This window comes from Mesorhizobium sp. FG116, from assembly GCF_057809835.1.
The window spans coordinates 68,033-92,480 of the sequence record NZ_JBMDKS010000012.1 but is presented as its reverse complement, the minus strand read 5'-3'; the positions used below and the strand labels follow the sequence as shown (position 1 = coordinate 92,480).

Here is a 24,448-nt window from a genome sequence, read left to right as displayed (position 1 = left end):
CTTGCGGTTCGGGATTTGCCAACCGGTCAGATGTCGATCACCACCGGACCCTGGGGCTTTGAGCAGCAAAGCAGCACTTCGTTTGCAGCGAGTTCATCCAGCGGATCCTCGAAATAGGCGACCGCACCTTCAACCAGGTGCGATTTGCAGGTGCTGCAAATGCCGGCGCGGCAACTGAATTCAGGCGACAAACCTTGTGCCTCGGCAAAGTCGAGCAACGACCCGGCTTTCTCGTCCCATGCTACGGTGAGGCCGGATTTGCGGAACTCCACCGTGATGGCGTCGCTGGCGATTTTCTTGTCCGAAACGGGAGGCGCAGCAACGGGAACGGGCGCAGGCGCCTGTTCAAGCACGGTCGCCGGGCCGAAGAACTCATAGGCGATGCGGTTCTTCTCGATGCCGAGGCCACGCAATGTCTGGTACAGCGCCTGCATGAAGGGTGGCGGCCCGCACAGGTAAACCTCGTAGTCATCGAGCGGCAACAGGCTCTGCAACAGCTCGCGGGTGACGACACCCTCGCTGTGATGGCGCTTGTTGGCCCTGTCCTGTTCGGTCGGCAATCGATAGCAGAAATGAGCGCTGATGCCGGGCCGGGAGGCAGCGAGCGTTTCAACCTCGGCACGCAAGGCGTGCACATCGCCATTCTCGCACGCATGGATGAAATAGGTCGGGCGATCGCTTTCGGTGGCGAGCGCGTGCAACATCGACACCATCGGCGTCAGGCCGACACCGCCGCTCAAAAGCACGACGGGCCGGGTGCTGGTGCGGTCCAGCACGAACTCGCCGCGCGGACCCTCGGCCACGAGCACGTCGCCGACCTCGATCGTATCGTGCAGATAGCAGGAACTCACTCCGTTCGGCACATCGGGCCGGGGTGCTGCTTCCCGCTTCACGGTGATGCGATAGCTGCCTTCGCGCGCAGGCGAACAGGAAACGCTGTAATTGCGCAGCACCGTATCGTTGCCGCCTGCCGCCGGCATGCGGAAGACAAGGAACTGCCCCGGTTGGAAAGCCCGCCAGCCTTCCGGCTCGACGGGCTCCAGGTCAAAGGAGGTGATGATGCTGCTTTCGCGGGTTTTCGCGACCACTTTCAGGTCGCGAAAACCGGTCTTGCGCCCAATCTGTGGCGTCACAAGCGCGTTCATTCAGCCGCCGCAAGCTTCTGGTTTTCAGCGGCGATCAGGTTGGCGAGGTTGCGGCGGTAGCGCAGCGGGCCGACGTCGATCTTGAGGTCGAGGTTGGGGGTGCGCTTGTTGGCCATGCCCTTGTGGACGGCATTGAGCACGGCGCGATCCTCGTCGAATGCGCCGCGCACGGACTTGGCGAACTGGCTTGACACTTCTTCATCGTTCGGCGCGAAGTTGCGCATCTGGAACCAGTAATATTTGGTCTGGTTCTCGTCGATCGGCGTCATGAAGTTGTAGCTGTCCATGAGGAAGACGTCGTCATGGTAGGGCTTGCCTTCGCCGCCGGTGTTGGCGGGCACGAAGATCGCCTTGATGATCGCGTTGCTGGGATAGCGAACTTCATAGTGCTGCTTGCGGTCGCAATTACCCTTGAACTTGAGGAAAGGCGCGTAGAAGGGCGCGGGCTCGACGTCGATCATCCAGCGCCAGACCGTCACGCCGTTTTCGCCAACCGTCGTTTCGAGCGGCACGCCTTCGATTGCCGCCACGCCGCCGAACGAAGTCTGATGCACCCATGACACGTGCGAGGGATCGAGCAGATTGTCGGTCATGTAGAGGTAGTTGCAGTCGAGCATCATGGATTCGCCACGGTTGACGCCCCAGGCCGGGTCGCCCCAATGATCGACTTCGAAGATTTTCGCAGGATCGGCCTGTTCCGCCTCGCCCATCCAGATCCAGAGCAAGCCGTAGCGCTCGGCCACCGGATAGGATTGAACGCGGGCCACGTGCGGGATCTTTTCTGCGCCCGGAACACGCGTGCAGGTGCCGGTGCAGTCGAAGGTCAGGCCATGGTAGCCGCACTCGACGTCGTCACCCTTGATGCGGCCCATCGACAACGGCAGCTTGCGGTGCGGGCAGGCATCCTCCAGTGCCGCAGGGGTACCGTCGCTCTTGCGGTAGAGGACGATTTCCTCGCCAAGAATCTTGATGGGTTTCAAATCGCGCCCAACCTCATGATCCCATGCGGCGACATACCAGGCGTTCTTAAGAAACATGTTGGCTTCCTCCCAGGGTGGCTATTTCTGTCTCGAAGATACGCCGCTGGCTGAAATGCATAAAGGGCTTGCAAATACGTTCTGTTTTAGAAAATCTAAAACAAACACCCATAGCGGCATGACCCCCTTGGCCACCAACCTGCCTCCCCTTCGTGCGATACAGGCTTTCGAAGCCTTTGGAAGGCATGGCAGCGTCACCGCCGCCGCCAAGGAACTCGGCGTTTCCGCCGGTGCGATCAGCCAGCAGATCCGCAAGGCCGAGGAGACTCTTGGCCTGAAGCTTCTGGAGCGGCGAGGCAAAACCGTGGCGCTGAGTTCCTGGGGCAGGATCTATCACGCCGAAATCTCGCGCGGCTTCAACCAGATCAGGGAGGCGCAGGAAATCCTGGCCCGCAAGCGGCTGGAAAGTGGCTTCACCATCTCCTGCCTGCCTTCGCTTGCCATCAAGTGGATTGCACCGCAGCTTTTCGACTGGCAGGCGGACCATCCTGACGCGGCTGTGCGCCTTGAAGGCACCGAGATGGAGCCGCGTTTCGGCGATGACCAGGCCGATTTCCGCATTTCCTATGGCGCCAAGGTCAAGGAGTTCGATCACTACGCCGAACTTTTCACCGATTGGGTGGTGCCGGCCTGCTCGCCGGCTTTGCTGGCGAAGTACAAATTGCGAAGGCCCGCCGACATATTGGGCCTGCCGCTGCTCGGCATAGAATGGGACCGCAGCCACAGCCTGCTGCCGGGCTGGCCGGAATGGGCGGCAAGCATCGGTGAACACTACAGCAAGACATCGGGTGAACTGACGCTCTCGCTGTCGAGCGCTGCCATCGATGCCGCCGTCAACGGACGCGGTTTCGTTCTGGCGCAACTTTCGATGTCGGCTGACGAGATCGCATCCGGCCGCCTCGTTGTGCCTTTCAATCAGCGGCTGCGCATGTCGCACGCCTACTTTCTCGCGTGGGACCGGGCCGCTTTGGAAAAGCCCTATGGGCCGGAACTGCGCACCTGGATTGCCTCGATCTCCCGACGTCAGGAAGCGTTTGCAGCCAACTGGACGCCGCCGCCGGTCAAAGCCGGCTGATCCACGAACGTCGAGACCGCTTTCGCCGCTCATCCTTGCCTAGCCCAGTATGGTGCGGGCGATGATGTTGCGCTGTATCTCCGACGACCCTTCATAAATGCGGAAGATGCGGGCATCGCGGGCATAGCGTTCAAGCGGCAGGTCGCGCGTATAGCCATATCCGCCGTGGATCTGGATTGCCTTGTCGGTAACGCGGCCGACCATTTCGGAGGCAAAGAGCTTGACCATGGAGGATTCGCGCGAATAGCGCTCGCCGGCCTCGCGCTTGCCCGCTGCCTCCATGCCGAGAAGGCGCGCGGCTTCGATGTCGGTTGCCATGTCGGCGAACATCCATTGCAGGCCCTGGAAACCAGCTATCGGCTCACCGCCGATCTTGCGCTGTTTTGCCCACTCGATCGCCGCCCCGAGAGCTGCCTCGGCGATGCCGACGGCGCAGGCTGCGATCTCGACGCGACCGCCATCGAGCACCTTGAGCGCGGTGCGAAAGCCGGACCCTTCCGGTCCGAGACGGTCTTCTTCCGCAACGAGGCAATCGATCGATACTTCGAAAACATGGCCGCCGCGCAGGCCCATTGTCCGCTCCGGCGAACCGAAGCGTACGCCGCCCGCCTTGGGATCGACCACGAAGGCGGAGATGCCGCGCGCGCCGGCAGCCGGATCGGTCTTGGCATAGACGACGATGAAGTCGGCCTCCCCGGCATTGGAGATGAAATGCTTGGTGCCGGTGATGCGATAGCCTTTGCCCTCGCGCACCGCCCGCGTCTTCATGTCGGCCGGATTGGAACCTGCGCCGGGTTCAGTCAGGGCAAACGCGCCCAAGCTCCTGTCGGCCGCACCTGTGAGATAGCGATGCCGCTGCGCCTCGTCGCCGCCGTACAGGATGGAATCGGTTGCGAGCCAATGCGCGGTGATCATCGAAGCCGTCGAGCCGCACGCGCCGGCGATCAGCGCAACCGCATCGAACAAGGCGGTCGGCCGCAGGCCAAGGCCACCATAGGCTTCGGGAATGTTGAGCCCAAGCAGACCCATTTCGGCGAGGCTGCCCAAATGACAGGTGGCCGAGCGGCTGGTTTCGTCGATTTCGGCGGCTGCCGGCACCAGCACCTCGGCGCAATAGCGGCGGACAGCTTCGATCAGCGCTTGGTCGTCATCGTTGTGCACAGTCACGTTCATACCTCCTCGCCCAGTTCGGCCAATATGGCCTGACGGTCCGCATCGAGAGCCGGAGCAGCGGCTATGCCGCCGCGAACGACGCCTGAGAAGCGGGCCGGCTGTTCCGGCACCCGCACGGCCCCGAGCACCGGATGCTCGGCTTCCTGCAAGAGGCCGCGCGCTTCAGCATGTGGAGACGTGAGCGCTTCGGCCATGTCGTTGATCTCGGCAGCGGGCACGCCAGCGCCGACCAAAGCGGCGACCGCGCCTTCGGCGGTCAGTTGGCGGGACCAGCCTTCGATCGCCTGGCGCAAGGCAGGCTCGTTGGCCAACCTGTCGGTGTCGCTGCCAAAGCGGCCATCGGCGGCCAGTTCCGGGCGACCGATGAGGTTCGCCAAAATGGCGAACAGCTTGTTGTTGAGCACCGCCAGAACGAACATGCCGTCACGCGCCTGAAAGGCACCGAAAGGCGCGGACAGCGCGTGCCGATTTCCGACGCGCTGAGGCGCCTCGCCGGAAGCCAGATAGCGGGCAACGACCAGCGGCTGGATGGCGATCATCGCATCGAACATTGCGAGGTCGATGTGGCGACCGGCACCGGTGGTCTGCCGCTCGACAAGCGCGGCAAGGATGGACCAGGAACCGAACAGGCCGGCAACCACGTCGGCAATGGATTCGCCCACCAGCGTTGGCGGGCCGTCAGGCGTGCCGGTGACCGACATGATGCCGCTCATCGCCTGGAGCACGATGTCGTAGGCCGGGCGGGCAGCAAGTTCGCCCTGCTGGCCGAAACCGGAAATCGAAGCATAGACCAGCTTCGGATTGATGCCGGATAGCTTCGCCCAGCCGATGCCCAGCTTGTCGGCGACGCCGGGGCGGAAGTTCTCGACGACGACATCCGAGCGAGCGGCAAGTGCCTGCGCGATGGCAAGATCGCCCGGCCTGGTCAGGTCCAGCGAGATGCTGCGCTTGCCACGATTGACGGCGAGGAACAACGCGCTCTCGCCTTCGATGAAGGGACCGACATGGCGGTAGTCGTCGCCTGCCGGCGGCTCCACCTTGATGACGTTGGCACCCAGATCGGCCAGCAGCGCGGTGCAGTAGGGACCGGCCAGCACACGGCTGAAATCCAGCACGCGTATGCCGGCAAGAGGGCGCGCTGTGGCTGGCTGAGAAGAGGGCTCGGTCATCGGCTTCTCCGGCTGCGGAGCATGGTGGATGAAGGTCGGGCAAGACGATCAGTCGAACATCTTCGCTCGCGGCTCTATCTAATATGTATATACATATCATTGATCCGTGCAAGCGGAGAGTCAACGCTTTTTTGAGCAGCCGCCGCCAGTCGCCTTTCAATGGCGCTTTCAACCCAGCATTGAGTTCCGCAACGTCCGCCCTTGAAACGACACGTTGACTCGGTTTCGAAACGCTGCCTATTATGTATAGTCATATCGACTTTCGAGCGGGTCGGCGGTCGATAGTTCTTCAAGCCTACACGCCCGTCAGCGGGCATGAACACATTGGGAGGTGTCAATGCAAAAGAGGTTTTTCCTCAAAGCGCTGGTTGGTGCAGCGTTCCTTTTCGGTGCCACGGCCGGAGCCTATGCGCAGGATGCGCTGGCCCGCGTCAAGGAAGCCGGTGTCCTCAAGGTCGGCACTGAGACCGCCTTTGCGCCGTTCGACTTCATCGATGCCGGAACGCATGCGGGCCTGAACGTCGATCTGTACGACGAGATCGCCAAGGAGCTCGGCGTCAAGGTCGAATGGGTGCTGCTGCCATGGGAAGGCGTGCTGCCGGGTCTTGAAGCAGGCAAGTTCGACATCGTCGGCGGCCCTGCCACGATCACCAAGCAGCGCATGGAGCGCTACCGCTTCACGCCGCCGGTTGCCGAGGCTACCGTTGCGCTTTTGAAGCGTGCCGGCGATGAGACGGTGAAGAAGCCTGAAGATGTTGCCGGCAAGGTAGTCGGCGGCGGCAAGGCTTCGGCCCAGCTCGAACAGCTCAAGGCGTTTGTCGACACGCTGCCCGGCAAGGCGGACGTGCGCGAATATCCCGGCAACAACGAAGCCTACGCCGACCTCGCGGCCGGTCGCATCGTCGCCGTCGGCAATTCGCTGCCCAACATCGCCTTCGTCGCCAAGCAGCGCCCCGACACCTTCGAAGTGGTGCAGCCACCGTTCGGCACCAAGGCCTATTTCGGCTATCCCGGCCTGAAGGACGACGACCACAAGAGCCTGATGGATGCGATCGAAGCCGCCATGCTCAAGATCAAGGGCGACGGCCGCCTCGGCACGATCCAGGAAAAGTGGTTCGGCGCCAAGTTCGAGACGCCTGACCTGGTCAACGACCCGGCGCTCTGACCGATTGAACAGCGCCGCCGCGCTCACCGCAAGGAGAGCGCGGCGGCCTTGCTTCACATCAAGCCAACCCAAAACGGGTAAGCTATTCCATGTCCTGGAAATTGTTTGAACTGCTGGTGCAGGCATCGTTCTACACGGTGCTGATCAGCTTCATCTCCATCACGATCGGACTGGTGATCGGCACGGCGGTTTCGGCAGCCTCGCTTTCGCCGAATCGTGCGCTCTCCATTTCGGGGCGAACCTTCGTCAGCTTCTTCCGCGGCGTACCGCTTCTGGTGCAACTCTTGCTCATCTACAATCTCTTGCCGGCACTCGGCATCAACGTGCCGAGCGTGGTTGCGGCGATCACCGGGCTTTCGCTGTGCACGGCGGCCTATCAGGCGGAGAATTTGCGCGGCGGTTTCCAGAGCGTGCCGCGTGGGCTGCTCGAAGCCGCCGACATGGTGGGCTTGAGCGCGTTCCAGCAATTCAGGCGCATCAAGGCGCCGATTGCGCTCAGGCTTGCCCTGCCCTCGCTGGTCAATGAAGCAATCATGATCCTGAAAGCCTCGTCGCTGGTTTCGGTGGTCGGCATAGTCGAATTGACGCGCATGGCGCAGGATCTAGCCGCCAGCACCTATCGGCCGATCGAGTTGTTTTCGGCTGCCGGCCTGCTCTACCTCATCATCAATTGGCTGATCGCCTCAGGCGGCTCGCTGTTCGAGCGCTCCTTCCGCTGGGGTCGGCCATGAACTTCGATACAAACCTGATCGTGAGCATCATGCCCGAGCTTGCTCGGGCCTTCGGGGTAACCCTTTTGACCTGGCTGGTCGGAGTGATCGGCGCGGCGGTACTGGGCTTCCTGGTTGCGGTCGCGCGGCGCTACGGCAGCCATTGGCTGGGCTATCCGCTCAGGCTGTACGTCGAAGTCATCCGCGGCACGCCGTTCCTGATCCAGCTTTTCCTGCTCTATTATGGCGGGCCGTTCATTGGCCTTTCGCTGGAACCCATCCCAGCGGGTCTGCTCGGCCTGACCGTTTATGGAGCAGCCTATTTCAGCGAGATCTTTCGCGCCGGCTTCGAGGCGGTGCCGCCCGGCCATGTCGAAGCCGCAGAATGCGTCGGCCTCAACCGGCGCCAGATCATCCAGCGCATCCTCATTCCGGAAATGACCATGCTGGTGCTGCCCGCCTCGGTCAACATGGCGATCATCCTGCTAAAAGAAACCGCCGTGCTGTCGATCATCACCGTGCCTGAACTGACGCTCGTCATCAGCGCGATAGGCTCGCAGCAATACGCATTCGTTGAATCGCTCTTCCTGCTTGCCCTGTTCTACTGGGGACTGGTCGAGCTTGCCGGCCGGCTCGGGCGCTACATGGAAGCCCGCTTCTCCAAATACAGGTTTGTGACCGCATGACGATGCCAGCCATTTCCGTAAGAGGATTGATCAAGCGTTTCGGCGACGTCGAGGTGCTGCACGGGATCGATCTCGACATTCCGCAAGGACAGGTATCCTGCCTGATCGGCCCCTCCGGTTCGGGCAAGAGTACGCTCCTGCGCTGCATGGCCTTCCTCGAAGAAGCCTCCGATGGACTGATATTCATCAATGGCGAGCCGCTCGGCTATGCGCCCGGCCCCCAGGGCAAGCCAGTGCGCCTGCCTGCGGCACGCATCCGCGCGGTGCGCTCCCAGATCGGCATGGTGTTCCAGCAGTTCAACCTCTGGCCGCATATGACAGCGCTCGGCAATGTCAGCGAGGCGTTGAAGACGGTTCACGGCGTGCGCAAGAGCGAGGCCGAAGAGCGCGCGATGGTGCAGCTGAAGAAAGTCGGCCTCGCCGAGCGCGCGGGCCATTACCCGTCGCAACTTTCCGGCGGCCAGCAGCAGCGCGTGGCGATCGCGCGCGCGCTGGCGCTTGAGCCGAAGATCATGCTGTTCGACGAACCGACTTCATCGCTCGACCCCGAACTGACCGGCGAGGTGCTCAACGTCATGCGCGCACTGGCGGCAGACGGCATGACGATGGTGGTGGTATCGCACGAGATCGGTTTTGCGGCGGCGGTGTGTCAGCAGATCGCGTTCCTGGACAACGGCAAGCTTTTGATGACCGGCACGCCGCAGCAGATATTCGGCAAGCCGCGCCATCCGCGCCTCGACCAGTTCCTCGACACCTATCTGGACCGTGGCGCCGCGATGCTTGTCTAGGAAAATGACATGGAGGCGCTGGTAAACCCTGACAGACGCTCACTGCACCAGCGCATTCTCGACGACGTACAAGGCCGCATCCTGTCGGGCGAATGGCCACCCGGCCACCGCATTCCCTTCGAGTACGAATTGACGGCGCAGTACGGTTGTTCGCGGATGACCGTGAGCAAGGTGCTGAACCAGTTGGCGAGGGCCGGCCTTATCGAGCGCCGTCGCCGCAGCGGCAGCTTCGTGCTGCGGCCGCACTCGCAATCGGCGGTACTGGAAATCCGCGACATCATGACGGAGGTGCAGGCGCTTGGTCTCGCCTATCGGTTCGAGATCGTTGGACGGGGCAAACGCCGCGCCGGCCGGGCCGACCTCGACCGCTTGCATCTGGAAGCGAAAGTTCCGGTGCTCAACCTCAACTGCCTGCATTTCGCGGGCAAAGAACCGTTCTGTCATGAAGAGCGCCTGATCAATCTAGATGCGGTTCCGGAGGCCGATGCCGAGACATTCGCCGAGCGTGCGCCCGGCCCCTGGCTTGTCGAACGTGTTCCGTGGAGCACGGCAGAGCATCGCATCCAGGCTGTCGGCGCAAACTCGGTCACGGCTGCGGCGCTCGGCATTGCCGAGGGCACCGCCTGCCTCTTGATCGAACGGCGAACCTGGGGCGCGGAAAAGCCAATCACCCATGTCCGCCTGACCTACCCCGGTGATGGCCATGAGCTAGTCGCCCACTTCGCGCCATCGCGAAGCTAGAGCCGGACGATTGACCTCACACGTCTTGCAACGGAACTCCAGGTTTCAGGGAGTTCTGAAAATCAACGTTGGCTATGCAGGCCGGTTATTCCGTCATACAGGCGCGGACAAGTTCCAAACGATCAAAAGGTGACGAGTTTTGCCTGGCCGCGTGAGGAAGACTTCAGATCTGCAATTCTAGAGCGTTTCATGGTTAGATAGAACCATTCTGCCGGCGATGGTTTGGGACAAGGTCGAGGACTTCGGTGAAGAGCGCACTGGCGGTGCGGTCGAGACGAAGGCCGATGGATTTGACCCAAACCATCGCCGGCAGAATGGTTCTATCTAACCATGAAACGCTCTAGTTGCCGAACAGAGGTGACAGGCTGCACTTGTGGACTCTGGCACGGGCCATATTTCGTTCTTCGCTAGCGCTGAACGAGATTCTCAGTCCACTCGTTGATGCCGGGCGAGATCGAACGTTCGTAAAAATTGTTGCTCTTCTCGCTGCATTTGCCACCCTCAGCGTAATACCAGAACTTCTTCGACCGGGTGCAGAGCAACTTTGAGCCATCCCATACGAACCGGCGTCCCTTGCTCTCCGCATAGAGGAAGAATTTCGACCTCTTGAAGCCGCCGAGGTTCGCGCAATTGCCCGGCTGGATGTTCCACCACCCCTCGACAACCCAGCGGTCTCCACGATCGGGACGCCGGCCAGCTGCCGAGACATAAACCAGAAGCCCCGTTTTGTTACATACCTTCGCCGAAAACCAATCCTGGGTCGGCTGAGACGGAGCTGTCTCTGGCGCGGGTGCGGGTGCAGGCGTGCCACCGCCGAGATTGTATTCAGTTGAATCGCTATCGTCGGCCGAACTTGTGTCAGGCTCGGGCTGCGTCTGGTAGTCGTTGTCGTCGGCCGTCGATCCGGACGGAGGATTGAAGATACAGAGATTGTAGCCTGCGCCGCGATCCTTCTGCCAATCGATCATTCCCGGCATGGTTCTGCAGCGGCGCTCCGATCGGGTGTAGTAGTCCATGCTCTGGTCATCGTAGTCGGCAATGACGCAGACATCACCACGCGACTCAACGACGAAATCAAACTTGGGATCGGAGCTTGCGCGGACCGCATCCGAATCGTGATCCGAACACGAGTCGGCCCGGACTGCGCCCAGGAAAAAGAGGCTTGTGGCCAAAGCAAGAAAACAAAGGAGCGCACCACGCGCCATTACTTGGAGCCAAATAGTATGCTGCACTCTCCCCTCCCCGTCCCAAAAATATCTACAATAATACATGCGGATTGGGAAGTACGTCGGTATTTTAAGCTTCGAAAAGGAGAGGCAGTGCATCGACTGACATACTCCCCGGATTGCCAGCCATGTTAAATTGATGTCGAGTCGAGCAAGTTCGGATTCATTGCTCGAAAAACTCGACTACGAACTATCCATTTGACTTCGTCATATGATTTTTTGCGCGCCGGAGAGGATGAAACTGAGCGCCGCTATGTCATTGTAGGAGTTATATGATTTCTCCTCGCCGTTTGCTGCAGGTCCGGGTCGCACCGCCTTCGGCGATGGAAGACCGGGATAATTGGTTGCGGAGCGGCTGGATTAATTCCAACTGCGCCGGCCGGAGAAATATCGCAAAAAGCTAGCCTATAGCGGCAAACCCGCCTTGACATAACCGTCGAGGAAATGCTGCCGGTCCTCATCGCGCCTAAATGCCTGCGTAGCCGCCCAACGAGACGCGAGAAAGCCGGGACTTGTCTCAAGGAACCGACGGGCTTCCTCGTGAGCCTCGGCGAGCTGACCGAGCTGCGCCAAGCTCGCTGCAAGGATGCGTTTTGCCGGTAGCCGGCCAACCTCCTCCATGCGGAGAACCGTGACCGCTTGGGCATAGCTGCCTGCAGCATAGTACGCGAAGCCGAGGTCCCAGTAGTACCGACCCGGCGGATATGGATTGAGCCGGAGAGCCTTCTCGGCAAATTGGACGGCATCGTGGGGTTGGCCTTGCCGGACCCTCAAGTCCGCCATGTTCATGATGGTATCGGCATGGTTCGGGTTGATCCTCAGCGCCGTTTGGAACGCGGACTCCGCCTCTTCGAGCGCGCCTTCACAGAGCCGAACAAACCCAAGGACGCTATGCCCCATGGGATCGTTCACATCCAGGGACATAGCCTTCTCAGCGTAAGCGAGCCCGAGAGCCTGATTCGCGTTAAAGTCCTCTCCGTAGTGGATCGCCGCATTGTAGTGCGAGACGGCGAGCCACGCATGGGCCTCCGCCAGATTCGGATCGAGCTCGATGGCCTTGGCGAGGAGAGTACGAGCAAGCTTGTTTCCGGCGGGCGACTGCATGACAAGAACGCGCCCGCGAACGAGAAAATCATATGCTTCGATGTTTGTCGTCCGGCGCCGGGCGGACGGCGCGTCATCGAGCACGTGTTCAAGCGGCACAACTTTCGCCAGAGCCGCGACGACCTTGTGTACTACTTGGTCCTGCAGACGAAAGACGTCGGCCAGATCGCCATCAAACCGCTCGGCCCAAAGACATCTGTTCGTCGTCGCCTCAGTAAGGTGAACCCCAATTCGGACCTGGTCTGCGACGCGGCGCACGCTGCCCTCGACGACGTAGCGGACGCCGAGTTCCTTCGCGATTGACTGCGTATCGGCGGACCTTGCTTTGAAAGCGAACGACGAATGGCTTGCGATCACCACGAGACCAGGCACTTTCGACAGGTCGGTGATCAAATCGTCCACCAGACCGTCGGCGAAATGCGCCTGCTCCGGATCAAGGCTCATGTTCGCAAAGGGCAAGACAGCGATCGAAGGGTCCGCTTCGAGCGCCGGGCCGGCATCGACAATTGAAGCCTCGTGCTCCTGGATGGTGAGCGGGCCTGCGAACCGATAGCCCACCCGCGGGAAGGTCACGATCCATTCTTCCCCGTCGGGCGAGGCGCGCAGCCGCCTGCGAAGGGCGGCGATCTGGACCGTCAGATTGCTTTCTTCGACATTGGTGTTCGGCCAGGCGGCGTCCATCAAAGCCGCCTTGGATACTACTTGACCGCGCGCCTCCACCAAGGCCTGCAGCAGCGCAATGGGCTTGCTTCCAATCGCAACAGGCAGGCCGTGCTCGAATAGTGCGCCGTTGCCAGCGTCAAGCACAAAGGGACCGAATTCGAAGCGCTGAGGCGCCATGTTCAATCATACGACCTTCGGAAAAATTTTGCGATCAATTCGGAGCTTCTTCAGGATTAGCGCCACGAAATCACCGATGCTCTTCACCTCGGACCGGCCTGAATGGGCAACTGTCCGTGGCTTGGCACAGTACCAAGGGAGAGACTGATATGACGAAGCTAACATTGGCGATGAGTGTGCTTGCCGGCGTGAGCGCGCTTTGCGGCGCTGCCGCAGCCGATTCCTCAATGGTCGGTCCTACTTACATTGGGGATCGAGCGGCGGACCCCGAGGACGAGACGTTCGCCTATTTGGTGAAAACTGAAGGCGATCGGCCACTCGCGTTCATCGGTCCAGCCCGCAACATCGGACCCGTCACGGGCGACGCGGAAAAGGACACCATCGGTTACCGGCCGCTGTTTGGAGTGCAGAGAGACGGCCTTTGGTCATTCGTGCTCGTGAGCGAGTAATGGAAATGCCGCGCTAGCGCCGCGAGGGAGACGCGCCGGACGCAGCTCTGGAGCGACCAGTCCATGACCAAGACCGGTGAACTGTAGCGTGGTAAACTGAAAGTGGCGCACCCGACAGGATTCGAACCTGTGACCTCTGCCTTCGGAGGGCAGCGCTCTATCCAGCTGAGCTACGGGTGCTTTCAGGATCGCAAGCGCGATACGGAAAACGGTGCGCCGCCGAAGCGGTTAGCCAAGGCTTCTTAGCGGAACGAGGCCAGCGCTTCAACGGGTGAAATGGCGCGATGACGGGCCACAAGACCAAACGCGTCCCCTCGCGCCGCCAATCAGGCCGGCCAACTCTGCAAAGGGTGTGGCGAAATGGAAGCATAGGGACCTCTTTCGTGCCATCGCGTCACACAAGCCTCGACTCGCCAAGGCACTTTCCATAGGTTGCGCCGCATCTACTCCCGAGCGGCAACGTATGAAGAAACTGGCCCTTGTTGTTCTGAGCCTTGTTGCGGCGGCAATTGTCGTGCCCGCAAGCGCGGCCACGCTTGTGCCACCCGGCAACAGCTCCGTCGAGCAACCGCCCATTCCGGGCGCCTCGTCACGGCGCACGCAAGCGACCAATACGACCTTCCAGGCCAAGTACCGCAAGATCTATGGGCTGTTGAAAAACGATGCCGCGCTTCGCGACAAGATCAGGCAGGCCGCCGCCGCCTACGGCATCAAGCCGATCCATATCGTAGGCGCGATCGTCGGCGAGCACACCTACAATGTTGACGCCTATGACAGGCTGCAAACCTATTACGTCAAGGCGATTTCGTACCTCTCCAGCCAGCTTACCTTCGCCTACAAGGGCGAGGATGTTTCCGAATTCGTGCAGCGGCCGGAATTCTCGGAATGCGCCAGCCAGGCAGGAAGCTACGAGTTGTGGGAATGCCGGGAGCAGGTGTGGAACCGCGCGTTTCGCGGGAAGAGCGTGGGCGGAACCAGCTTTCCCAACGACCGCTTTGGCGCCACGTTCTTCCAGCCTTATTATGCCGGGCAGACCTTCGGCCTCGGCCAGCTCAATCCTTTGACCGCATTGCAGATGAGCGACATCGTCCACAATATTTCCGGCCTGCCGAAGCTCGACGTGAAGGACCCCAACCAGGTCTACAAGACCATCATGGACCCGGACCTGACGCTTGCCTATGTCGCCGCTACGCTCAAGAAGTCGATCGATGCCTACAAGGATATCGCCGGGTTCGACATTTCGCAGAACCCGGGAATCACGGCAACGCTCTACAATGTCGGCAATCCCGAAGCCCGCGCCTATGCGCTCAAGGCCGAAAACGAGCGCCGCAGCGCGGCTGGCGAAGCCCAGAAGATGCCGGAAGAAAACTATTACGGCTGGTTGGTCAACGACAAGCTGCCTGAACTCGAGGCGCTGTTCTAGAGCAGCGGGCGTTCTGACGAACGCATATCTCGCTGCTCCAGCTAAGTCTCTTTAGCCACATTTGTGCAACGTCAGACGATTCCGTCCGACTGCAAAATGTTCTGGTCTGCCGAGCCTACTCGACCGAACCGACGAGAACCTGCTGGTCGTCGCGGATCGAAACCCAGCGGCCGGTATTGTCGATCGCCTGACGCTTCAGAAAACGATAGCCGGTCTGGTCCCAGGAACGAACCTTGTCGTTCAGATTGTCGAGCACGAAATCGCCCTTGCTCGTGCGCACGGTCAACACGGCATGGCCCTCGCCATCGGGCTTGCGAACCACCGTGATCAGCAGGTTGGAAAATGGCACGCCCATGCGGTTCAGCAAGCGGCGCTTTTCCAGCACATAGTCCTCGCAGTCGCCCACGCCCTTGTCGGGATAGGCCCAGACTTCGTCCTTGCCGTAGATGTCGATATCGTTCATCGGCTTGACGGCGGCGTTGACGGTCACAGTCACACTGGCCAGTTGCTTCCAAAGCGCGCCGGTCATCTTCGCAGGCGAAAGGTCTGTCGAACGAACCGAGCATTCGGTGGGGTTGGCCTTGCAGAAATCATAGTGTCCGATCGGCTGCGAGGTTATGCCGCCGGTCATCATGGCGCCGGCGGCGGATGCGGGGGCGACAGCCGAAGCGGCAGCCACCATTCCAACCATCCCTGCGATGCAGAAGCGCAACCCTAGCGCCACCGGTGAGGAATTCATTGTCCCCGCTCGCCCCTGTTTGTTAACGAAAAGTTAAGGGCGATTTACACTCCGTGTCAATTGAACACGGCGGCTGTTTGCAAGCATGGTTACTCGCGCGGGGGTGACCGCGGCGATTGTGCAACAGTGTCGCATATCGGCAACCGGGTGCCGGTAACGAAAGATGTGGTTAATCCGGGTTGCGGTTCAGCTTCGAGCCGTACGCACCAGGCGAGGCTTGCTTGGAACGCGGTTCTTGCGCCCATGGCTGGCAATGAAATCGACGATCCTCGGCACGATCTCCGAACGGAAGCGCGAACCGTTGAAAACGCCGTAGTGGCCAACGGTCGGCTGCATGTAGTGAGCCTTCATCTCGTCAGGAATATTGACGCAAAGGTCATGCGCGGCCCTGGTCTGCCCGATGCCCGATATATCGTCGTTCTCGCCCTCGACCGTGAACAAGGCCGTGGTGCGAATGGCCGACGGATCGACCGGCGTGCCGCGATGCGTCATCTCGCCTTTCGGCAGAGCGTGGCGGATGAACACCGTGTCGACGGTCTGCAGATAGAACTCGGCGGTCAGGTCCATCACCGCCAGATATTCGTCGTAGAACTCCCTGTGCTTCTCGGCACTGTCGCCATCGTGCTTGACGAGGTGCATGAAGAAATCCTTGTGGGCGATGATATGCCGGTCAAGGTTCATGCCCATGAAGCCCGAAAGCTGCAGGAAGCCGGGATAGACGAAACGCCCAAAGGCCGGAGCCGGCCACGGCGCCTGCATGATGACATGCTCTCGGAACCAGTCGAGGCCCTTTTCCTTGGCAAGCGCATTGACAGCGGTCGGATGGCTGCGGGTATCGATGGGGCCGCCCATCAGCGTCATCGTCGAAGGCGCGAAGGCATCGCCGCGCGCTTCCATCAGCGAGACGGCGGCCAACACCGGCACCGAGGGCTGGCACACAGCCATGACGTGGGTGTCGGGGCCGAGTTCGTGCAGCATGTCGATGACGTAGTCGACATAGTCGTCGAGATCGAAGCGTCCCTGCGCCATCGGCACCATGCGCGCATCCACCCAATCGGTGATGTGCACCTCGGCGTGCGGCAGCATCGCTTCGACCGTGCCGCGCAGCAGGGTCGCGTAGTGACCCGACATCGGCGCCACGATCAACAGCTTAGGACCGGGATGCTTGCCGGCAGGCATTGCCTTGTTGAAGCGGATGAGGTTGCAGAAGGGCCTTGACCAAACCACCTGCTCGCTGACTGGAACACTCTTCCAGTCAGCCTCGACGGAGGTGATACCGAAGCTCGGCTTGCTGTAGTGGCGCGTGGTGCGCTCGAACAGTTCGGCGGTCGCGGCAATCGACCTGCCCCACAAGGTGTTCGAAAGCGGATTGAGCGGGTTGCTGTAGAGCATGCGCACCGCATCCGCATAGGCGCGGGCGGGCTGCAAGGCCGCGTGGTTCAATTCGTAGAGCTGGTAGAACATGCTAGGTCCCCGCTGCTGCTTCCGACGAAGGACGACGAAGCAGCGCCGAGCCTTGACTGTCTCGCGCAGAGGTTAACAACAAATTGCTGCGACGCAATACATCAATATGCGTTTTGGGCATTGGACATTGGTCCAAGCCATTGAGAAAGCGAAAGCATTTTGAAGAGCCGGCTATCAGCGCAGGTGCGAAGCCGGCAAAGTCCCGGACGGAAAATACTTTCCGCCGCGATTGAAGCGGAACTTCCCCAAGGTCAAGTGCCTGACACCGCGCCTCTAGACCTGCGCCATGCAGATCGACGTGTGGCCCGACTTGATGAACCCGAGCCTGTTCGCCGCGCCCTTCGACAGATCGAGAACGCGACCCTTGATGAACGGTCCGCGGTCGTTGATGCGCACAACCACGCTCTTGCCATTCTTGCGATTGGTGACCTTGACGCGCGTGCCGAACGGCAAGGTGCGATGGGCGGCAGTCAGGGCGGAAGGGTTCATGCGTTCGCCGGAAGCGGTGCGCGAATGCAGCGCGTACCACGATGCGCGGCCACATTGTGCAGCGGCGTCATTGGTGGTGAGGCCCAACGCCAGTGCCGCCGTCAAGGTTGCCGCGATAAGGGCAGACTTGCTTTTTCTGTCCATGAAAAGAACTGGCTCCGTTTTCAGATACGGGGCCGTAGGGGGCAAATGAGGCAGCAAATGCGGCGAGCATCCGTCAGAAACGTGGCGGAGTCACACTTTTCGAATCACTTCGACACAGTTTGTCAGGCGTTTTCTAACCTATATCGATTGAATACATATAATGGGCAATTGAAATAGGAAAAAATATCTAGCCCGACAAATGCACCTCTTTGCTTCAATACTCAACGGGTATTCTATCGACTGTTACAAATGATACATTTGGTGCAAAATTTAGATCACAGGATTATTACATCTTGTAGTCCCATATCGGGACATGACTCTGCCCAATCGGCGAGACCAATCGCCGATGCCGGATTGTAAGGTCATCGAAGGGCTGAGGCTGTCTCAGCTGTTTTCGCGGAAGAACTTCTTGACCGTCTTGACGATGCCGGCGTCGGACACGGCGTAGCCCGGCAGCGTCGAGACCGCGCGACGGTAGTCGGTGCCGGAAATGATCTCGCGCAGCCGCTCGATCGGCTTGGAATTGAGGATGTTGGAGCGGCAAAGAAAGAAATAGTCCTCGCGGATGACGTGAACGAAGTCGAGATCGAACTCGACCGCCGCCGCCTCGACACCGAAACCCGTGTCGGCCATGCCTCTCGCCACATGGGCGGCAACCGCGGCGTGGGTCAGTTCCACGTTCTGGTAGCCGGGAATGCGGTCGCTTTCGATCTTCTCCTGCGCCAGCAACTGCTCGAACAGAAGCCGCGTGCCCGAGCCGGCATCGCGGTTGACGAAAGTTATGGTGGGATCGACCAGCGAATGCAGGCCGGTGATGTTGAGCGGATTGCCGCGCTTGACGAACAGGCCCATCTCGCGCGTCACAAAGCCGAGCACGCAATAGATGGAAGGGTCAAGCCAGCGCTTGCAGTCGGCGGCGGCCCGCTTGCGCAACTCGCCATGCGGCAAGTGGATGGCTGCCAGCTCGCATTCCTGGGCCCTCAGCGATTCCAGCGAGGCCTGATTGCTCATGTAGCGCAGGTCGAGATTGGTGCCGGGCTCGCGGGCGATGAATTCGCCCAGCTTGGAAATGGCGAAGCCGTGGCTGGCGTGGATCCTGATGCGCGGCGGCACGTCCGGCAACAGGCTTGCCAGTTCCATCTCCAGTTCCTGGGCAATGTTGTGCAATTGTGGCCCAAGGCGGGCATTGAGATGCTGTTCGGCCCAGACCAGCTTGTTGCCGAGCGCGGTCAGATGTGTGCCCTTGCCGCGCTGGCGTTCCACCAGAGGTTCGCCGAAGAATGCCGACCATTGATCGACAAGGTTCCAGGCATGGCGATAGGACATGCCGCTGTGATCGGCGGCGCTGGCAAGCGTTCCGGTCTGCTTGATTTCGCGCAGGATGCTCAAGATGACGCGCATCGAATGCGGCGAGGTTTCGCTCGTGAAATTCCACAAAGCCTCGATCTGGATCCGCATCATCGCGCGTTGGCCTCCTTGCCAACACTGTTAGATGGCCAAGGCCAAATACACAGTCGAGCACGCGAACCAATATGTCGCTGCCGGAAAATGCGGCGCAAAACTCTGCCTGTTGAGGCATTGGAGCCGGCGCGTGGCACCGGCGTCCAAGGGTCGAAACCCGTCAGTGACCGGTGCCGCTTGCGGCCACCTCAACGCCATATTCCAGCGAAGACTCAACAAAAAGGTGCCACAGCGTGTCCGAGAAGCTGGTGAAGACGAGCGCCACGTAAGCAGGGTTTCCGCTTGCGTCGTCCGCCTCGCGCCAGAAATTCACCGCGGTGTGATCGATCGATGTCGTGGCTGCCGAGCCGACCGGGAACACCGTGTCGTGCAGGTCGAGCGACGTCATCTTGGCAAGTGCGTCCCGCGCATTGGGGCCGGAGATGCGTATCTGGCAGCGGCCGTCCGACTGATTGGAAAGCGACGCCAAACCGGCAAATGCCTGTTCCTGCTGCTCGACGGACGGAGCTGTCTGCGGCAATTCCGAAAAAGCGAGGAACTGGTCAGGACCGGACCACACCAAGGTCACGACCTTGCCGCTCGATATCTTAAGAGCGGCAGGCGGCTCGGCTCCAAAAAGCTTCTTTGTAGCCTTTGCCACGTCCGCGTTGCGGCCGCGCCGCGTCATGACCTGAACAAGCGCGATGTCGCTGACATGCGACAGCGAAACGCCTGGCGCAGCCTTGCCCGCGCCATGACGACCGGGAACGAGCGCCTTCTTGAGCGGCGATTGCGAACTCCAGACAAAATCAGGCACGCTGGCGCACTCCCTCAGGATCGTAGAACACCGGGCTGCAAAGCTCGACATCGTAGGTTTCGTTACGCAACGGATCGTGCGCCTTAACGATTTCGCCGTGGCGTTCTGCGCCATGCGAAACAAGGCCGAGGCCGAGCCACTGGTTCTGGGTCGGCGAGAAGCAGACCGACGTGACGTAGCCCTGATCCGTCTCCGGTCCCGGGATCGCGCCCTTTGGCACGATGTGGGCGCCAGAGCGCAGGCGGCGCGATTTATCGACCGGGCGGATCCCGACCACGACCTGACGGTCGGGAGCGGTCAGCGCCTCGCGTTGCGACAGCACGCGGCCGATGAAGTCCTTCTTCTTCGACGCCATCTTGCCGAGGCCGAGATCGCCGGCAGTGGTGGTGCCGTTCAGTTCCGGACCCGCGACGTGGCCCTTTTCAATGCGCATCACGCCAAGCGCTTCAGTGCCGTAAGGCGTGACGCCGAAGGGCTCGCCGGCAATCATCAGGTTGCGCGCCATCGCCTCGCCGTAGCGGGCGGGCACCGCGATTTCGAACGCCATTTCACCGGAGAAGGAAATGCGGAACAGGCGCGCTTCCATGCCGCCGCGCAGTTTCACCGTGCGCACGCCCATGAAGGGGAAGCCTTCGTTCGACATGTCTTCCGACGGATCGACGAGCGCCTGCAGCAAGTCACGCGTGCGCGGACCGGCAATCGAGAACTGCGCCCACTGGTCGGTCGCCGATGACAGCTGCACATCGAGTTCAGGCCAAAGAACCTGCCGGCAGAATTCGAGGTGCTGCATCACCGGACCGGCCTTGGCCGTGGTCGTGGTCATGAAATAGTGGTCTTCGGCGAGACGCGAGGTGGTGCCGTCATCCATGACGATACCATCTTCGCGCAGCATCAGGCCGTAGCGCGCCTTGCCCACGCCAAGAGCGGAGAAGGCATTGATATAGACGCGGTCGAGGAAAGTGCCGGCATCCGCGCCACGCACATCGACCTTGCCCAGTGTCGAGACATCGCAGAAGCCAACGCCGTTGCGGACGGCCAGCACTTCACGCGTCACCGACTGCAGCCAGTCGGTTTCGCCCGGCAGCGGGAACCACTGCGCGCGCTTCCACAGGCCGGTGTCCACGAACACCGCACCACGCTCCGCGGCCCAATGATGCGAAGGCGTCAGGCGCGTGGCATGGAAGTTTTCATCGCGGTTGTGACCAGCCAGCGCGCCGATCGCGACCGGCGCATAGGGCGGACGGTAGACGGTGGTGCCGGTGTCGGCAATGCTGCGGCCAACCGCGTCGGCCATGATGGCAAGGCCGGTGACGTTGGACGTCTTGCCCTGGTCGGTCGCCATGCCAAGCGTGGTGTAGCGCTTGAGGTGCTCGACCGATTCATAGCCTTCGCGCTGCGCCAGCTTCACGTCGGAAGCGGTGACGTCGTGCTGGAAATCGACGAACGCCTTGCCCTTCACCTGGACATGCCACAAAGGCTTGATCGAGAAAGCTTCGTCCGAGGCCTTGGCGGCGTTGCCGGACTTGCCCTTGGCACCTGCTTCGGCAGCTGCCATCGCGCCTGCGGCATGGCCGGTGCGCAGGCACGCGCCAAGCGACAGGTCGCCATTGGCAGCACCCGCCATGGTCATGCCGGCGGGAGCATTGGCGGGCACGAATGCCGCAATGTCGTCGCGCCATTCAGGCTTGCCGCGATGGAAGCAGGAAAGCGCCAGGTTGGGATTCCAGCCGCCCGACATCGCCAGGCAGTCGGCATCGATCTTCTGGTTGCCGCCAGCACCTGCCACGGTGATGCTGTTGACGCCATCGACGCTGCCGCCGACATCGGCGACGACGCCCTGGATGACACGGATACCGGAGTAATCGCCCGTCGCCGGCTTGCCGCGCGGATCGATCACGGCTGCCACTTCCACGCCGGCACGGCGAATGGCATCGACCGTGCTCCAGCCATCGTCGTTGTTGACGAAAAGCGCGATGCGCTTGCCCGGCAGGGCGGCAAAGCGGTTCACATAGGTGCGGACAGCCGAGGCCATCATGACCGCAGGGCGGTCGTTGCCCGGGAACACGATCGGACGCTCGATGGCGCCTGCGCCCACAACGCTGCGCTTGGCCGCGATGCGCCACAGGCGCTGGCGAACCTGATGCTCGGGCGGTTGCGGCACGTGATCGTTGACGCGCTCCAGCGCACCGAAATCGCCGCTGTCATAGACACCGAACACAGCCGTGCGGGTCATGATGCGGACATTTGGCAGCGAAGAAAGTTCTGCGACCGCCGACTGCACCCACTGCAACGCATCGACGCCGTCGATCACGCCGCCATCGGACTGAAGCCTGCCGCCAAGCCTGCTGTCGTCATCGCAAAGGATGACACGCGCGCCTGCCCGGCCGGCCGACAGCGCAGCCGCAAGACCGGTCGCGCCACCGCCGACGACCAGCACATCGCAATGCGCCCAGGCCTTGTCGTAGTGATCCGGATCGGCAATGCCAGCCGTCTTGCCGAGACCGGCAGCACGGCGGATCGCGGGCTCATAGAGAGCCTCCCAGAATTTGGCCGGCCACATGAAGGTCTTGTAGTAGAAGCCGGCAACAAAGATCGGCGATGCCAACTGGTTGACCGACATGAAGTCATGGCGCAGCGAAGGCCAGCGGTTCTGGCTCTGCGCCACGAGGCCGTCATAGAGCTCCGACGTGGTGGCGCGGGTATTGGCCTCGCGCCGCGCGCCGGTGCGCAGTTCAACAAGTGCGTTCGGCTCTTCCGGGCCGGCGGTCAGGATGCCGCGCGGACGGTGATACTTGAAGGAGCGGCCAACCAGCCTGACCCCGTTCGCCACCAGCGCGGAGGCCAGCGTATCGCCGGCAAAGCCGGTCATCTGCTTGCCGTCGAAGCTGAAGTTCAACGGCGCATTGCGGTCGATCTGGCCGCCGGCACCCAGGCGGTGCGACTGGCCCGCGACGGTTCTGGTGCTACCCTCCATCACCGTTCTCCTGCTTGCTTCGCCTTCGCGGCACCCGCACCGGGGGCTGCCGTTACCGACTTGAATTCATGGGTTGTCGTGCTGCGCTCGGCAATCAGCCAGGACCGGCAGCCACCACCGTGGTACCAGTATTCACGGGTGAGCCCGGCGACGTTATCGCGCAGATAAACGTAGTCGTAGAACTGATCCTCAACGGCCATGCCGCCATCGATCGGGGCATCGGGCCGTTTCGGTGAGGCGTCGCCAAGGTAAGTAAACTCGCCCGAGTCGCGTGCGCCGCAGAAGGGACATGCAATACGCATTCGCCAGTCTCGCTGTTTTAATGCAGGTTCGGTTGGGCGCCCTGGCCCTTTTCGTCGATCATCGCGCCACGACGGAAACGGTCGAGGCGGAAGCGTCTGCCTTCCTCGTGCGGCTCGTCGCGCGCAAGAAGATGGGCAAAGACCAGCCCGGAGGCAGGCGTCGCCTTGAAGCCGCCATAGCACCAGCCGGCGTTGAGGTAGAGCCCGTCCACCGGCGTCTTGTCGATGATCGGCGTGCCGTCCATCGACATGTCCATGATGCCGCCCCACTGGCGCAGCAGCCGCACGCGCCCGATCATCGGCATGATCGCCATGCCGCCTTCGCACACGTCTTCCATCACCGGCATGTTGCCGCGCTGGGCATAGGAATTGTAGCCGTCGAGGTCGCCGCCGAAGACAAGGCCGCCCTTGTCGGACTGGCTGACATAGAAGTGGCCGGCGCCGAAAGTGACGACGCCCGGGATCAGCGGTTTGATGGCTTCCGACACGAACGCCTGCAGGACGTGGCTTTCGATCGGCAGGCGCAGGCCGGCCATAGCCGCGACGCGCGAGGAACTGCCCGCAACCGCCATGCCGACCTTGCCGGCACCGATGGTGCCGCGACTGGTCTCCACGCCGGTGATGCGCCCGTTGGTGCGCTGGAAGCCGGTCACTTCGCAATTCTGGATGATGTCCACGCCGAACTCGTCGGCGGCGCGGGCGTAGCCCCAGACCACGGCATCGTGACGGGCGGTGCCGCCGCGACGCTGCATCAAACCGCCCTGGATCGGGAAGCGCGCATTGTCGTAGTTCAGGAACGGCAATATCTGGCGAATCTGGTTGGCGTCGAGAAGCTCGGCATCGATGCCGTTGATGCGCATCGCGTTGCCGCGCCGTGCGAAGGCGTCGCGCTGGGCATCCGAGTGGTAGAGGTTGATGATGCCGCGCTGGCTGACCATCGTGTTGTAGTTAAGGTCCTGCTCCATGCGCTCCCAGAGCTTCATCGAAAGCTCATAGAAGCTGGTGTTGCCGGGCAGCATGTAGTTGGAGCGGATGATGGTGGTGTTGCGGCCGGCGTTGCCGGAGCCGATCCAGCCCTTTTCCAGCACCGCGATGTTGCGGATGCCGTACTCCTTGGCAAGAAAATAGGCGGTCGCAAGGCCGTGGCCGCCGCCGCCGATGATCACTACGTCATAGTGGCTCTTGGGTGCCGGGTCGCGCCAGGCGCGGCCCCAGTTCTTGTGGCTCGACAAAGCCGCCCGCGCCAAAGAAAAGATCGAATACTTCATGACATCCATTTTCCGCTGCGCGGGATTCATGTTTGGGTCAATGGAACACCGCGGCGCGCAAGCGCCGCGGTGTCCGATAA

22 protein-coding genes and 1 tRNA gene are annotated in these 24,448 nt (G+C 61.5%); 8 read left to right on the top strand and 15 right to left on the bottom strand.

What is annotated here, in order from left to right:
• Positions 1-26 precede the first annotated feature (26 nt).
• Together ACODTY_RS11840 and ACODTY_RS11835 are read right to left on the bottom strand one after the other, a co-directional pair.
• Complete coding sequence (locus ACODTY_RS11840; protein ID WP_488994459.1) at positions 27-1,145, bottom strand: 2Fe-2S iron-sulfur cluster-binding protein; 1,119 nt, start codon at positions 1,143-1,145, stop codon at positions 27-29.
• The gene (locus ACODTY_RS11835) at positions 1,142-2,182 is read right to left on the bottom strand and encodes an aromatic ring-hydroxylating dioxygenase subunit alpha (RefSeq protein ID WP_488994458.1); all 1,041 of its coding nucleotides are present in this window, start codon (positions 2,180-2,182) and stop codon (positions 1,142-1,144) included. Before ACODTY_RS11835 ends, ACODTY_RS11840 begins: the two co-directional genes overlap by 4 nt.
• Before the next feature lie 118 nt (positions 2,183-2,300).
• On the opposite strand from ACODTY_RS11835, the gene ACODTY_RS11830 reads away from it, so the two are divergent.
• A complete protein-coding gene (locus ACODTY_RS11830; RefSeq protein WP_488994457.1) occupies positions 2,301-3,257 on the top strand; it encodes a LysR substrate-binding domain-containing protein in 957 nt (318 codons plus the stop codon).
• Between the two features lie 39 nt (positions 3,258-3,296).
• On the opposite strand, the gene ACODTY_RS11825 is transcribed toward ACODTY_RS11830, so the two are convergent.
• Positions 3,297-4,424, bottom strand: a complete 1,128-nt coding sequence (locus ACODTY_RS11825) for an acyl-CoA dehydrogenase family protein (RefSeq protein WP_488994456.1) — start codon at positions 4,422-4,424, stop codon at positions 3,297-3,299.
• A 2-nt stretch (positions 4,425-4,426) separates the two neighbouring features.
• Positions 4,427-5,599, bottom strand: coding sequence for a CaiB/BaiF CoA transferase family protein (locus ACODTY_RS11820; RefSeq protein ID WP_488994455.1), 1,173 nt, complete (start codon positions 5,597-5,599; stop codon positions 4,427-4,429).
• A 337-nt stretch (positions 5,600-5,936) separates the two neighbouring features.
• Between ACODTY_RS11820 and ACODTY_RS11815 the strand changes: the two genes are divergently transcribed.
• The 5 genes from ACODTY_RS11815 to hutC all read left to right on the top strand — a co-directional run bounded on the left by ACODTY_RS11815 (position 5,937) and on the right by hutC (position 9,689).
• Positions 5,937-6,764: a transporter substrate-binding domain-containing protein gene (locus tag ACODTY_RS11815; protein WP_488994454.1), complete on the top strand. Its 828-nt coding sequence runs from the start codon at positions 5,937-5,939 to the stop codon at positions 6,762-6,764.
• A gap of 89 nt (positions 6,765-6,853) precedes the next feature.
• A complete protein-coding gene (locus ACODTY_RS11810) occupies positions 6,854-7,495 on the top strand; it encodes an amino acid ABC transporter permease (RefSeq protein ID WP_488994453.1) in 642 nt (213 codons plus the stop codon).
• Positions 7,492-8,160 (top strand): amino acid ABC transporter permease, encoded by a 669-nt coding sequence (locus ACODTY_RS11805; protein ID WP_488994452.1) that lies wholly within the window; start codon positions 7,492-7,494, stop codon positions 8,158-8,160. The genes ACODTY_RS11810 and ACODTY_RS11805 overlap by 4 nt, the downstream gene beginning before the upstream one ends.
• Positions 8,157-8,948, top strand: a complete 792-nt coding sequence (locus ACODTY_RS11800; protein WP_488994451.1) for an amino acid ABC transporter ATP-binding protein — start codon at positions 8,157-8,159, stop codon at positions 8,946-8,948. The genes ACODTY_RS11805 and ACODTY_RS11800 overlap by 4 nt, the downstream gene beginning before the upstream one ends.
• Positions 8,949-8,957: 9 nt before the next feature.
• Positions 8,958-9,689, top strand: a complete 732-nt coding sequence (hutC, locus tag ACODTY_RS11795; RefSeq protein WP_488994450.1) for a histidine utilization transcriptional repressor HutC — start codon at positions 8,958-8,960, stop codon at positions 9,687-9,689.
• A gap of 407 nt (positions 9,690-10,096) precedes the next feature.
• Here the strand turns inward: hutC and ACODTY_RS11790 are convergent, their stop codons facing one another.
• Together ACODTY_RS11790 and ACODTY_RS11785 are read right to left on the bottom strand one after the other, a co-directional pair.
• The gene (locus ACODTY_RS11790) at positions 10,097-10,921 is read right to left on the bottom strand and encodes a DUF1036 domain-containing protein (protein ID WP_488994449.1); all 825 of its coding nucleotides are present in this window, start codon (positions 10,919-10,921) and stop codon (positions 10,097-10,099) included.
• A 399-nt stretch (positions 10,922-11,320) separates the two neighbouring features.
• Positions 11,321-12,859, bottom strand: a complete 1,539-nt coding sequence (locus ACODTY_RS11785) for a winged helix-turn-helix domain-containing tetratricopeptide repeat protein (protein WP_488994498.1) — start codon at positions 12,857-12,859, stop codon at positions 11,321-11,323.
• Positions 12,860-13,008: 149 nt separating this feature from the next.
• On the opposite strand from ACODTY_RS11785, the gene ACODTY_RS11780 reads away from it, so the two are divergent.
• Positions 13,009-13,308 carry a hypothetical protein gene (locus ACODTY_RS11780; protein WP_488994448.1) on the top strand — a complete coding sequence of 100 codons (300 nt, stop codon included), beginning with the start codon at positions 13,009-13,011 and terminating at the stop codon, positions 13,306-13,308.
• A gap of 103 nt (positions 13,309-13,411) precedes the next feature.
• Here the strand turns inward: ACODTY_RS11780 and ACODTY_RS11775 are convergent.
• A tRNA-Arg gene (locus ACODTY_RS11775) sits at positions 13,412-13,488 on the bottom strand.
• Positions 13,489-13,771: 283 nt separating this feature from the next.
• Between ACODTY_RS11775 and ACODTY_RS11770 the strand changes: the two genes are divergently transcribed.
• Positions 13,772-14,731 (top strand): DUF1402 family protein, encoded by a 960-nt coding sequence (locus ACODTY_RS11770; RefSeq protein ID WP_488994447.1) that lies wholly within the window; start codon positions 13,772-13,774, stop codon positions 14,729-14,731.
• 115 nt (positions 14,732-14,846) lie between these two features.
• Here ACODTY_RS11770 and ACODTY_RS11765 read toward each other — a convergent pair whose 3' ends face one another.
• From ACODTY_RS11765 to ACODTY_RS11730, 8 genes are all read right to left on the bottom strand, one after another.
• The gene (locus ACODTY_RS11765) at positions 14,847-15,470 is read right to left on the bottom strand and encodes a transglutaminase-like cysteine peptidase (protein ID WP_488994446.1); all 624 of its coding nucleotides are present in this window, start codon (positions 15,468-15,470) and stop codon (positions 14,847-14,849) included.
• A gap of 186 nt (positions 15,471-15,656) precedes the next feature.
• On the bottom strand, positions 15,657-16,934 hold the full coding sequence (locus tag ACODTY_RS11760) for a polyhydroxyalkanoate depolymerase (RefSeq protein ID WP_488994445.1): 1,278 nt from the start codon (positions 16,932-16,934) through the stop codon (positions 15,657-15,659).
• 273 nt (positions 16,935-17,207) lie between these two features.
• On the bottom strand, positions 17,208-17,567 hold the full coding sequence (locus ACODTY_RS11755) for a septal ring lytic transglycosylase RlpA family protein (RefSeq protein WP_488994444.1): 360 nt from the start codon (positions 17,565-17,567) through the stop codon (positions 17,208-17,210).
• 384 nt (positions 17,568-17,951) lie between these two features.
• A complete protein-coding gene (locus ACODTY_RS11750; protein ID WP_488994443.1) occupies positions 17,952-19,028 on the bottom strand; it encodes a substrate-binding domain-containing protein in 1,077 nt (358 codons plus the stop codon).
• A 160-nt stretch (positions 19,029-19,188) separates the two neighbouring features.
• Complete coding sequence (locus ACODTY_RS11745) at positions 19,189-19,824, bottom strand: sarcosine oxidase subunit gamma (protein WP_488994442.1); 636 nt, start codon at positions 19,822-19,824, stop codon at positions 19,189-19,191.
• Entirely contained in the window at positions 19,817-22,798 is a 2,982-nt protein-coding gene (locus ACODTY_RS11740; RefSeq protein WP_488994441.1) for a sarcosine oxidase subunit alpha family protein, read from the bottom strand. Before ACODTY_RS11740 ends, ACODTY_RS11745 begins: the two co-directional genes overlap by 8 nt.
• Positions 22,798-23,100 (bottom strand): sarcosine oxidase subunit delta, encoded by a 303-nt coding sequence (locus ACODTY_RS11735; protein ID WP_488994440.1) that lies wholly within the window; start codon positions 23,098-23,100, stop codon positions 22,798-22,800. The genes ACODTY_RS11740 and ACODTY_RS11735 overlap by 1 nt, the downstream gene beginning before the upstream one ends.
• A gap of 17 nt (positions 23,101-23,117) precedes the next feature.
• Complete coding sequence (locus ACODTY_RS11730) at positions 23,118-24,368, bottom strand: sarcosine oxidase subunit beta family protein (RefSeq protein ID WP_488994439.1); 1,251 nt, start codon at positions 24,366-24,368, stop codon at positions 23,118-23,120.
• Between the last annotated feature and the right edge of the window lie 80 nt (positions 24,369-24,448).

Coding starts and splice junctions, on each gene's coding strand:
- ACODTY_RS11835 (WP_488994458.1), bottom strand. CDS start 2,182: ATGTTTCTTAAGAACGCCTGGTATGTCGCCGCATGGGATCATGAGGTT.
- ACODTY_RS11800 (WP_488994451.1), top strand. CDS start 8,157: ATGACGATGCCAGCCATTTCCGTAAGAGGATTGATCAAGCGTTTCGGC.
- ACODTY_RS11785 (WP_488994498.1), bottom strand. CDS start 12,859: ATGGCGCCTCAGCGCTTCGAATTCGGTCCCTTTGTGCTTGACGCTGGC.
- ACODTY_RS11730 (WP_488994439.1), bottom strand. CDS start 24,368: ATGAAGTATTCGATCTTTTCTTTGGCGCGGGCGGCTTTGTCGAGCCAC.
- ACODTY_RS11755 (WP_488994444.1), bottom strand. CDS start 17,567: ATGGACAGAAAAAGCAAGTCTGCCCTTATCGCGGCAACCTTGACGGCG.
- ACODTY_RS11740 (WP_488994441.1), bottom strand. CDS start 22,798: ATGGAGGGTAGCACCAGAACCGTCGCGGGCCAGTCGCACCGCCTGGGT.
- ACODTY_RS11750 (WP_488994443.1), bottom strand. CDS start 19,028: ATGATGCGGATCCAGATCGAGGCTTTGTGGAATTTCACGAGCGAAACC.
- ACODTY_RS11780 (WP_488994448.1), top strand. CDS start 13,009: ATGACGAAGCTAACATTGGCGATGAGTGTGCTTGCCGGCGTGAGCGCG.
- ACODTY_RS11820 (WP_488994455.1), bottom strand. CDS start 5,599: ATGACCGAGCCCTCTTCTCAGCCAGCCACAGCGCGCCCTCTTGCCGGC.
- hutC (WP_488994450.1), top strand. CDS start 8,958: ATGGAGGCGCTGGTAAACCCTGACAGACGCTCACTGCACCAGCGCATT.
- ACODTY_RS11840 (WP_488994459.1), bottom strand. CDS start 1,145: ATGAACGCGCTTGTGACGCCACAGATTGGGCGCAAGACCGGTTTTCGC.
- ACODTY_RS11735 (WP_488994440.1), bottom strand. CDS start 23,100: ATGCGTATTGCATGTCCCTTCTGCGGCGCACGCGACTCGGGCGAGTTT.
- ACODTY_RS11815 (WP_488994454.1), top strand. CDS start 5,937: ATGCAAAAGAGGTTTTTCCTCAAAGCGCTGGTTGGTGCAGCGTTCCTT.
- ACODTY_RS11765 (WP_488994446.1), bottom strand. CDS start 15,470: ATGAATTCCTCACCGGTGGCGCTAGGGTTGCGCTTCTGCATCGCAGGG.
- ACODTY_RS11830 (WP_488994457.1), top strand. CDS start 2,301: ATGACCCCCTTGGCCACCAACCTGCCTCCCCTTCGTGCGATACAGGCT.
- ACODTY_RS11810 (WP_488994453.1), top strand. CDS start 6,854: ATGTCCTGGAAATTGTTTGAACTGCTGGTGCAGGCATCGTTCTACACG.
- ACODTY_RS11760 (WP_488994445.1), bottom strand. CDS start 16,934: ATGTTCTACCAGCTCTACGAATTGAACCACGCGGCCTTGCAGCCCGCC.
- ACODTY_RS11805 (WP_488994452.1), top strand. CDS start 7,492: ATGAACTTCGATACAAACCTGATCGTGAGCATCATGCCCGAGCTTGCT.
- ACODTY_RS11770 (WP_488994447.1), top strand. CDS start 13,772: ATGAAGAAACTGGCCCTTGTTGTTCTGAGCCTTGTTGCGGCGGCAATT.